The following is an 8,796-nucleotide window of genomic DNA, read 5'->3' on the forward strand; positions in this document are numbered from 1 at the left end:
GCGCCCGCGTCATCAAGTCGATCGACGAGGTCTCGTTGCTGGAGACCGCCGCGTGCCTGGTCGATTCCGCCTATGACGAGTTGTTCCGCGTGCTGCGTCCGGGCGTCAAGGAAAGCGAGGCCGTCGCTGTCGTCAATCACGTGCTCTACAATATGGGTTCGGAGAATGTGGAGGCGGTGAACGCGATTTCGGGCGAACGCTGCGCGCCGCATCCCCATGTGTTCTCGGACCGTTACATGCGGCCGGGCGACATGGCCTATTTCGACATCATTCACTCCTATATGGGCTATCGCACCTGCTATTACCGCACGATCAATATTGGCGGCGCGACCCGCAAGCAGCGGGACGTGTACAAGAAGACGCGTGAAATCCTCGACGAAGCGATTGCGGAGATCAAGGTCGGCGCATCTTCGGCCGATATCGCCAAGAAGTTCCCGGCCGCCCAGGAATTCGGGATGGCGAACGAGGAAGAAGCATTCGGGCTGCAATATGCGCATGGCATCGGCGTTGGCCTGTGGGAACAGCCGCTGATCAGCCGCTATCACTCGATCGAACACCCGATCACGATCGAGGAAGGGATGGTCTTTGCGATCGAGACCTACTGGCCTTCCGAAGACGGAACGACCGCGGCCCGGATCGAGGAAGAGATCCATGTCACGAAGGATGGTCCGCGGCTTCTGACGAAGTTTCCGGCGCAGGATCTGTTGGTGGCCGGGCAGCAATATTGGAACGGTCACAGCTTTGCCAAGGGCGTCAACGAGATCCAGTTGCCCGGCGGCGAGGTGATCTGATAGGTTTGGAGTGAAGTATCTGATTTGATGGATAGGTAATTAGAACAAAAAAGGATCTTGCAGGGCTGAGTTGCATATTATTATCGTCATAAAGGGGAATAATAATGAGGAAAGATCTTCGAATCCGGGCAACCTTGCTTTGTGCAGTTGCGGTTGGTGCGCTTGCCAGTCCTGCGTTGGCGCAGGATGCGCCGGCCGCCTCTTCCGTGCAGGATCAATCAACTCACGCCGACAAGGGCGGCTCGGCCTTGTCGGGCGAGATCATCGTGACGGCGCAGCGTCGCGAGCAGAGCATCCAGAAGGTCGGTATCGCCATCACCGCCTTTTCCGGCGACCAGTTGCGCGCCCTCAATGTGACCGATTCTCCCCAGATCGCAGCGATTACGCCCGGCGTGCACATCGGCGGCGCGCTTGGCGGCCAGAACAGCCAGTACACGATCCGCGGCGTCACCCAGAATGACTTCAGCGACATCACCGAAGCGCCGAACGCGGTTTATCTCGACGATGGTTACATCGCGATCGGCCAGGGGCAGACTTTCGCCCTGTTCGACATCGACCGCGTCGAAGTGCTGAAGGGGCCGCAGGGCACGCTGTTTGGCCGCAACGCGACCGGCGGTCTCGTCCGCTACATCTCGCGCAAGCCCAATCTGGACAAGTTCGAAGGCTTTGTCGACGTCAATTACGGGATGTACGATTCTCCGGGATCGCCCGGCGCATTCCATGGTGAAGCGGCGATCAACGTGCCTATCAGCAGCACGTTGGCGACGCGCTTCGCTGTCATGTGGAACAAGGCGCAAGGATATGTGCGCAACCGTTATCCGCTCGATGCCGTCGGCGGGTCGCCGGGCCCTGGCGCGGGTGCCAATCTGGGCGACGACAACACGCTGGCCGGGCGTATGACCACCTTGTTCGAGCCCAATGACGGGGTACGGGTGCTACTCTCGGTGAATGGGGCAAGGACCATTCAGGCGACGTCCCCTTATCAATCAAAGCCTACGATTGCAGTGTTCAACGCTGGTGGAGAGCAGATCAACACGATCAACGCCTCGCCCACAGAGACTCGCGCCTCGATTGGCGCGAACGGTCAGGATTATGGATCGGACCTCAACAACGACGGCGTCTTTGGCGACAGTTTCGGTCGGGCGGCCGCTGGCGGAGATTTCTTCGGCTACAAGGATCCGGACGGCTCAGGCCCGCTGACCTCGCAAGACTTTTCATTCCGTAAGGGGAATCACATCCGGACCTGGGGCGTTAACCTCAACGGCGAGTTCGATTTGAGCGACGGCGTCACGTTGGCGTCGGTGACTGACTACAAGCACTTCTTCAAGTTCAGCTTGTTGGATATCGAAGGCAGCCCGACTAACCTGGTTGGCGGTTATAATGGCGTTAGCGCTTACACGTTCAGCCAGGAAGTCCGGTTGACAGGAAAGAGCGACCTCGTCGACTGGACAGGCGGTCTCTACTATCTTCACATCACGAGCCGTTCAAACTCGGCGCTGAGGTTCCCGCCCGGTGGTGTTGCGTCGACGCCGGCACCTTTCGATGTCGGTGTCAACGCGAACCTGATAACCAATTCATACTCGGCCTTCGGCCAGTTGGATTGGCACATCGCCCCGCGGCTGACCTTGATCACGGGCGCGCGGATCATTCGCGAGCAAAAGAAGTACGACTTCTTCCACGGTATCTGGCCCGTCCAGACCGCGCTGCAGCCTCAGAGCGGGACGCCGATCGTCATCGGCCCAGTATTTGGCCCGAATGGACCGATGCCTTACGCCGACAAGTCCGGCAAGACACTGTGGGCCGGCAAGGTCCAGCTCGATTTCCAGGTCAATCCGGACCTGCTCATCTATGCAGGCGTCAATCGTGGTGTGAAGGCGGGCAGCTACAACGCCACCAATCCAGGCGGTGCCTATCCGGTGCCTCTAAGCCTCATCCCCTATAAGCCGGAAATTCTTACCAATTACGAGGGCGGCTTCAAATATACGTTCCCCGATCAGGTAACGCGTTTCAATGCATCCGTGTACTATTATGATTACAAGGACTATCAGGCATTCCTCTTCGCGGGCGTCGGTGGCGTCGTCATCAATGCCGATGACAGAACCTACGGTGGCGAGGCCAGCCTCGCTACATCGCCTGTCAGGGGCCTCGATGTCGGTCTTTCCGTTTCCTATTTCGATGCGAAGGTGAAGGATGTGCCGCTTCGGGCAGGAGGTCCGATCGTGCGCGATGTCAAGCCGGTCTATGCGCCGCCACTGCAGGGCAATGCCTTTGTACGATATGAATGGCAGGCTTTCGGCGGCAAGCTGTCGGTCCAGAGTGACGCGAGCTATACTGACCCATTCTACTACAACCTCCGCAATTTCGACGGAGACAAGTTCGGCAGGGCGGTGATGGTCAATGCCGGGATCGGCTGGTCGAACGACAATTGGGAGCTGAACTTCCGTGTCAAGAACCTGACCAACGTGAACCCCGGGGTCGTGGGCTTCGACCTCGCGACCTTGTGCGGTTGCAACGCGGTCTCCTACAAGCCGCCCCGCTTCTTCCAACTCGGTGCGCGGTACAATTTTTGATTACCTCATGCATATGGGGTCTCGCCTTAGTGTGTAGTTGACTTCGACGAATGTCCCGGCCGGTTACCGGACCGGTCGGGACATGATGATGTGCCGGGACCAGCAAGGATATGCCATGGTGCACTCCCCGACTGACAGCTCTGATCCTGCCTCCGAATGGAAGGGTAGGGGGTTCGGGTTCCTCGGTCTGGGCCGCTGGATCATCGCGCCCTTGGCACCTGAAGCTGCTTTTGATCCGACTGAATCAGATCGCCGCTTTAGATCTTTTAGTTACCGCGATTCCTTGAACGGCGATGGCTTCCGATCGCCCTGGAAACCTGCGGATCAGCCACTCGCTGATCAACATATTGATTGCTATTCCAGAGATCGTTGGGGGCCGCTGCGGGGAGAGGGCAATTCGCCTGGTCCCATTGTCAGGTGGTTAGAGGACGACCGCACGGCAACTAAACCCGATCTTCAATCCCAAACCCTTCATTTTGCAAAGGACGGATATCATGTTTGTAGTTAGAAATCCCCAGTCGATCGCCAACCCGGTGGGGCCGTACAGCCATTCGGTCGAGATTCCGGCCGGTGCGCGCATCCTGTCGATCGCTGGACAGGCGGGCATCCGGCCCGATGGAACGCTGGCTGAGGGCTTCGAGGCGCAGCACGAGGAAATCTGGAAGAACGTTCTGGCCATTCTCGCCGAAGCGAACATGGGTCCGGAAAACCTGGTTCACCTCAACGTCTATTCGACCGATGCAAGCGCCATCCGCTTTGTCGGCCCACACCGGAAGAAGTATCTGCCTGAAGGTTACCTGCCGACCTCGACCTGGGTTGTGGTGTCGGCGCTCGCCAATCCCAACTGGGTCGTAGAGATGGAAGCCATCGCGGCGAAGGTCGATTGATCGCTTTGCATTGCCCCTGGCCGCAAACATGCCGGTCGGGGGCAATGCAGGCATCGGAAGCAGGTGAAGCCTTGATGTTGCCAAGTTGAGGCTGTGCGCCGGAGAGCTTCTGGAGATCGAGAACATTGTTATTTTGATCCTGCTTTTGATGTCATGCCTGGGAGGGTATTGTGAACGCCATCGTTTTTCCGGATCTCACGGACGCCATAGTTCAGCTTCGCATTATATGCGGCCTCCTCTTCATTCCGCATATTATCGGGCAGTTTACCGTCAAGGACGCTGTCTTCGCATTTTTTGAGACTGCCGGGCTCAAGCCTGCATGGATCTTTGTGCGGACCGCGCTGGTCGTTCAGACGCTCGCGCTGCTCGGCATGGTGCTGGGGATCTATGTATTCTACGCGGCGTGGCTGGGCGGCATCTTCATGATCTGCGCGGGGATGGCGGCGTTCAAAGTCTCCAAGGGGCGCTGGTTCTGGAACCTGGGCGGCTGCGAGTTCCACATGTTCTGGGGCTTGTGCTGCATCATCGTCGCGCTTCACAGCCCGGCATAAGGCGTGGAGGCGATCGCCGAGCCGGGCAGATCGTTGACACCCCTAAGTAATTCCCGGAGTAACGACATGGCATTCAATATTCCTGACGTGGACATCGATATCTACTCGGCGGAGGCGCTTGCCAATCCATACGAGAATTATCGCATTTTCCGGGACACGGCCCCGATCGTGCGTCTTCCCAAATACGACCTCTATCTCATGGCGCGGTTTGCGGATGTGCAGGGGGCGCTGAAGAACAACACCTTGTTCGCGTCCGGGGACGGCGTCGCGATGAACGACCTGATGAACAAGGCGATTGCGGGCAGCACGCTTCATACGGATGCGCCTTACCACAGCACCTTGCGCTCGATCGTCAGCCGGCCGCTTACCCCCGCCCGATTGACCGAGTTGCGTCAGGGACTTTACGATCTCGCCGAAAATCTGGTCGAGCGCCTGGTGGCCAAGGGCGATTTCGATGCCGCGAGCGAACTTGCGCCATATCTTCCGGTCACGGTGGTCTCTGAACTCGTCGGCCTGCCCGAGGAAGGGCGTGAACGGATGCTCATATGGGCCGGCGCGGTGTTCAACTCCTTGGGGCCACGGGGTCTGGAACTGACGGAAACCGCGCTCCCGATAGTGGATGAAATGGTGACCTATGCCCGCGGTTGCACCGCCGATCGGGTGAAGCCGGGCAGTTGGGTCGCCAAACTCTACGAAGCGGTCGAGGCCGGCGAACTCAGGCCCGAACAGGTCGGGCCGGTGATGGGCGACTATCTGGGGCCGAGCCTGGATACCACCATCCTTGCCACGGGCAGCGCGATCGCCCTGTTTGCCCAGAACCCCGATCAATGGGACAAGCTGCGTGCGAACCCGACGCTGATCCCCAATGCGGTCAATGAAGCGATCCGGGTCGAAAGTCCGATACAGGGCTTTTCCCGCGTGTTGACGGATGATTTCTCGGTGGAAGACCAGCGCCTTCACAAGGGTGCGCGGGTCCTGGTGATGTATGCGTCGGGCAATCGCGACGAACGGCGTTGGGAAGACCCCGAGCGGTTCGATATCACGCGTCGCGCGAACGAGCAGCTGGGCTTTGGCCACGGCATCCACATGTGCATGGGTGCCAATCTCGCCCGGATGGAAATCTCGGCGCTGCTCTCCGCCTTGATCCGCCGGGTCGAACGGTTCGACCTGCACGAGGCGGAGCGCATCTCGAACAATGTCCTGCGCGGTTACAAATCGCTCAAGCTGACCGCGCATGCCGCGCAGTGAAGGGGAAGCGGGCTGGCCATGTCTCGTGATCAGGATGACCAATAGCCTGTGGTTTCGTCCGCTAAGAGATATGCGATATGAAAGAGCAACCCTGCCCGAAGGAATGCGGCCATGAGTGACAACAGTCTCTCCGAAACCATCGAGGACCATGCCCTGGAACGAGTGCCCGACGATCAGCGTCAGGGATGGCTGGCATTGACGTGGAATACGGCGGGCGTGGTGGTTTCGCTGGTGCAGTTGTTCTTTGGCGCGCTGGTGACATTTGTCGCGGGGTTCCAGGCCGCACTTGTCGCGGGCCTGATCGTGATGCTGATTTGCTGGCCCCTGAGCTGGGCGAGTTCCCATGTCGCCTATCGTACCGGCCTCTCCAGCACGGTCATGTCGCGATATTTCGGGTTCGGCAAGAAAGGGTCGATAATATCCTCGATCATATATTCGTTCATGATCATCGGCTTCCTCGCTCTTGAGAATGCACTGCTGTATCGAGGATTTTTATTCTACTTCAAGCTTTCCGATACGTTGACCACGAAGATCCTGATCTATGGGTTGATGACGATTCTCTGGATTGTTCTGACATCCTACGGGTTCAAGCTGATCGCCCGCGCATCGTCGATAACCCTCACTTTATCATTGGTGGTGCTGGCTTATATCACCTACCTCGTGGTCTCCAACGGCGACCGGTCGGTCGAAAGCCTTGTTTCGTTCGGTCCCCAGTTCTCCCACGATGTTCTCAAGGGCATGGGCGCCGATAGTTCCACGGGCAGGTTCATCTTCGCGATAAATGTCCTGATCGGATCAGCGGGAGGGATGGCGATGTTCGGCGCGGACATCGGCAGATACGCCCGCCGATCGAAGGATGTGGGGATTTCAACGCTGATTGGTCTCCTGTCATTGGATATCCTGATGCTCTGGCTTGGCGGCATCATCATGTATGCTGGCGGCCCCGCACTTGTTGATTTCTACACGCAGACTGCCGGAATGACCCATGAGGCAGCACAGAGAGCATCGCTCGAAAGCCCGGACAGCATTGTAGCGGCCTTCGTGGTGCTGGGAGGAGCGATGGGGGCGTGGCTCCTGGTTCTCGCGCAGGGCAAGACGCAGGTTCTGAACAACTACGCGGCTTCGCTTTCCCTTTCCAACCTGTTCGATGCACTTAATTTGCGAATGGGGCGGTTGACCTTTGTCGTCCTTGCAAACGTCATTGGGCTCCTGATGCTTTATGGAAGCATTCTCGAACTGATCGATTCCTGGGTGACGATATTGGGAGTGCTGGTGACGGCATTTGCCGGAATTGTCGTTGCTGACTATTATATTGTGAAAACATTGCTCGGAAGAGAGCCGAAGGCTGTTCAGGAAGAGCCGGAGAATGTGAATTGGGCAGGGGTCGTGACACTGCTCGTCTCCGCCTTCATGGCCCACTATGTCCTCGCGAGTATCTTGCCGATCCAGGCGATAACGACCCTCATCATCTCGATCCTGCTCTATCCGCTGTTGCGCACAACCGTCCTGAAGCCGACGGGGAGGGGGTCTGGCCACCTTCCCGAGGCCATTGATGATCCGGTTACTATTTTGGACGGCGCCCCCGCAGCGTCTCCAAGCCAGGTCTCCTGACGACCTCGAAGCTGATTGAGAAAAGCTGTACAGACCGACCGAATATCAAGGGAGAATATCCATGTCATTACTGAACCAATTGGCTACGGCTCTCTTAAGCGGGTCGGTGGAGATCATCGACCTCACCCATACGCTGGAGGAGCGCACACCGATCTTCAAACTGCCTGACCAGTTCGCCCAGCAAATTCAGGTTTTCCGATTGGAGGAAATCTCCCGTTTCGATGAGCGCGGGCCGGACTGGTACTGGAACAATATTCACTGTGGTGAACATACCGGGACGCACTTCGACGCGCCGGTGCACTGGATTTCGGGCCGGCATTACGAAGATGGCGCGACCGACACGATTCCGGTCAGGAAGTTCATGGCTCCCGCCTGCGTGATCGACGTTTCCGAGCGCGCGGGGGAGGACGAAGAATTTGTAACCACCATGGACGACATTGAGAAGTGGGAAGCCGAGCATGGCCGTATTCCCGCCGGTTCTTGGGCCCTAATCCGCACGGGATGGTCATCCCGCAATTATACCGATCGGTTTCTCAATATGCGCGAGGATGGCGGTCACTGGCCGGGCAACCACCCCGATGTTGCGAAATTCCTGGCACATGAGCGCGACGTTATCGGCATCGGTACCGAACCTGTAGGAACGGATGCTGGCCAGGGCGCCACCTTTTCCCAGCCGAATCCTTGCCATCACTACATGCATGGAAGCAATAAATTTGGCCTGTCGAGCCTTGCAAACCTGCATCTCCTGCCTCCCACTGGCTCAATGCTGATCACGCCGCCGCTCAAGATCAAGGACGGTTCGGGCAGTCCTTTGCGCGTATTGGCGTTGGTCGAGCGTTAAGCCGCACCATGCAAGCGGCCGCCTGGTGGATCTATGCCAGGTTTGCATGAGACAGCCTTGGTGCATCGCCTGATATGATGGTGCATTGATCAGAATTCGTGCGCCCTCCGGCCTACTGTCATGGACATCATGCGCAAGGACTGGTCGACGAGCTTGGTCATCGCATGACGGCGGTTGTCGGTTATTACGGCTCGCATTGATGGACGGGCGCGGTGGACACGGAGTTTTGTAATGAAGGTAGTTTTCATAGGTCTTGGACGCATGGGGCAGGCGATGGCCCGGCGGCTGCTGGATGCG

7 protein-coding genes are annotated in these 8,796 nt (G+C 58.1%); all 7 read left to right on the top strand.

What is annotated here, in order from left to right:
* The coding region (locus MRBLSP13_RS15135) for a M24 family metallopeptidase (RefSeq protein WP_133655159.1) at nt 1-791 on the top strand (791 nt) is incomplete at its 5' end.
* Between the two features lie 176 nt (nt 792-967).
* Nucleotides 968-3,361, top strand: a complete 2,394-nt coding sequence (locus MRBLSP13_RS15140) for a TonB-dependent receptor (RefSeq protein WP_363755363.1) — start codon at nt 968-970, stop codon at nt 3,359-3,361.
* A gap of 494 nt (nt 3,362-3,855) precedes the next feature.
* Nucleotides 3,856-4,248, top strand: a complete 393-nt coding sequence (locus MRBLSP13_RS15145) for a RidA family protein (protein ID WP_133655157.1) — start codon at nt 3,856-3,858, stop codon at nt 4,246-4,248.
* A 170-nt stretch (nt 4,249-4,418) separates the two neighbouring features.
* Entirely contained in the window at nt 4,419-4,799 is a 381-nt protein-coding gene (locus tag MRBLSP13_RS15150) for a DoxX family protein (RefSeq protein WP_363755365.1), read from the top strand.
* A 66-nt stretch (nt 4,800-4,865) separates the two neighbouring features.
* Complete coding sequence (locus tag MRBLSP13_RS15155; RefSeq protein ID WP_363736929.1) at nt 4,866-6,047, top strand: cytochrome P450; 1,182 nt, start codon at nt 4,866-4,868, stop codon at nt 6,045-6,047.
* Nucleotides 6,048-6,158: 111 nt separating this feature from the next.
* Nucleotides 6,159-7,658 carry a purine-cytosine permease family protein gene (locus MRBLSP13_RS15160; protein WP_363736931.1) on the top strand — a complete coding sequence of 500 codons (1,500 nt, stop codon included), beginning with the start codon at nt 6,159-6,161 and terminating at the stop codon, nt 7,656-7,658.
* Nucleotides 7,659-7,719: 61 nt separating this feature from the next.
* Complete coding sequence (locus MRBLSP13_RS15165) at nt 7,720-8,499, top strand: cyclase family protein (RefSeq protein ID WP_363736933.1); 780 nt, start codon at nt 7,720-7,722, stop codon at nt 8,497-8,499.
* Nucleotides 8,500-8,796: the final 297 nt, after the last annotated feature.

Source organism: Sphingobium sp. LSP13-1-1.1, assembly GCF_040676415.1.
Classification (GTDB): Bacteria; Pseudomonadota; Alphaproteobacteria; order Sphingomonadales; family Sphingomonadaceae; genus Sphingobium.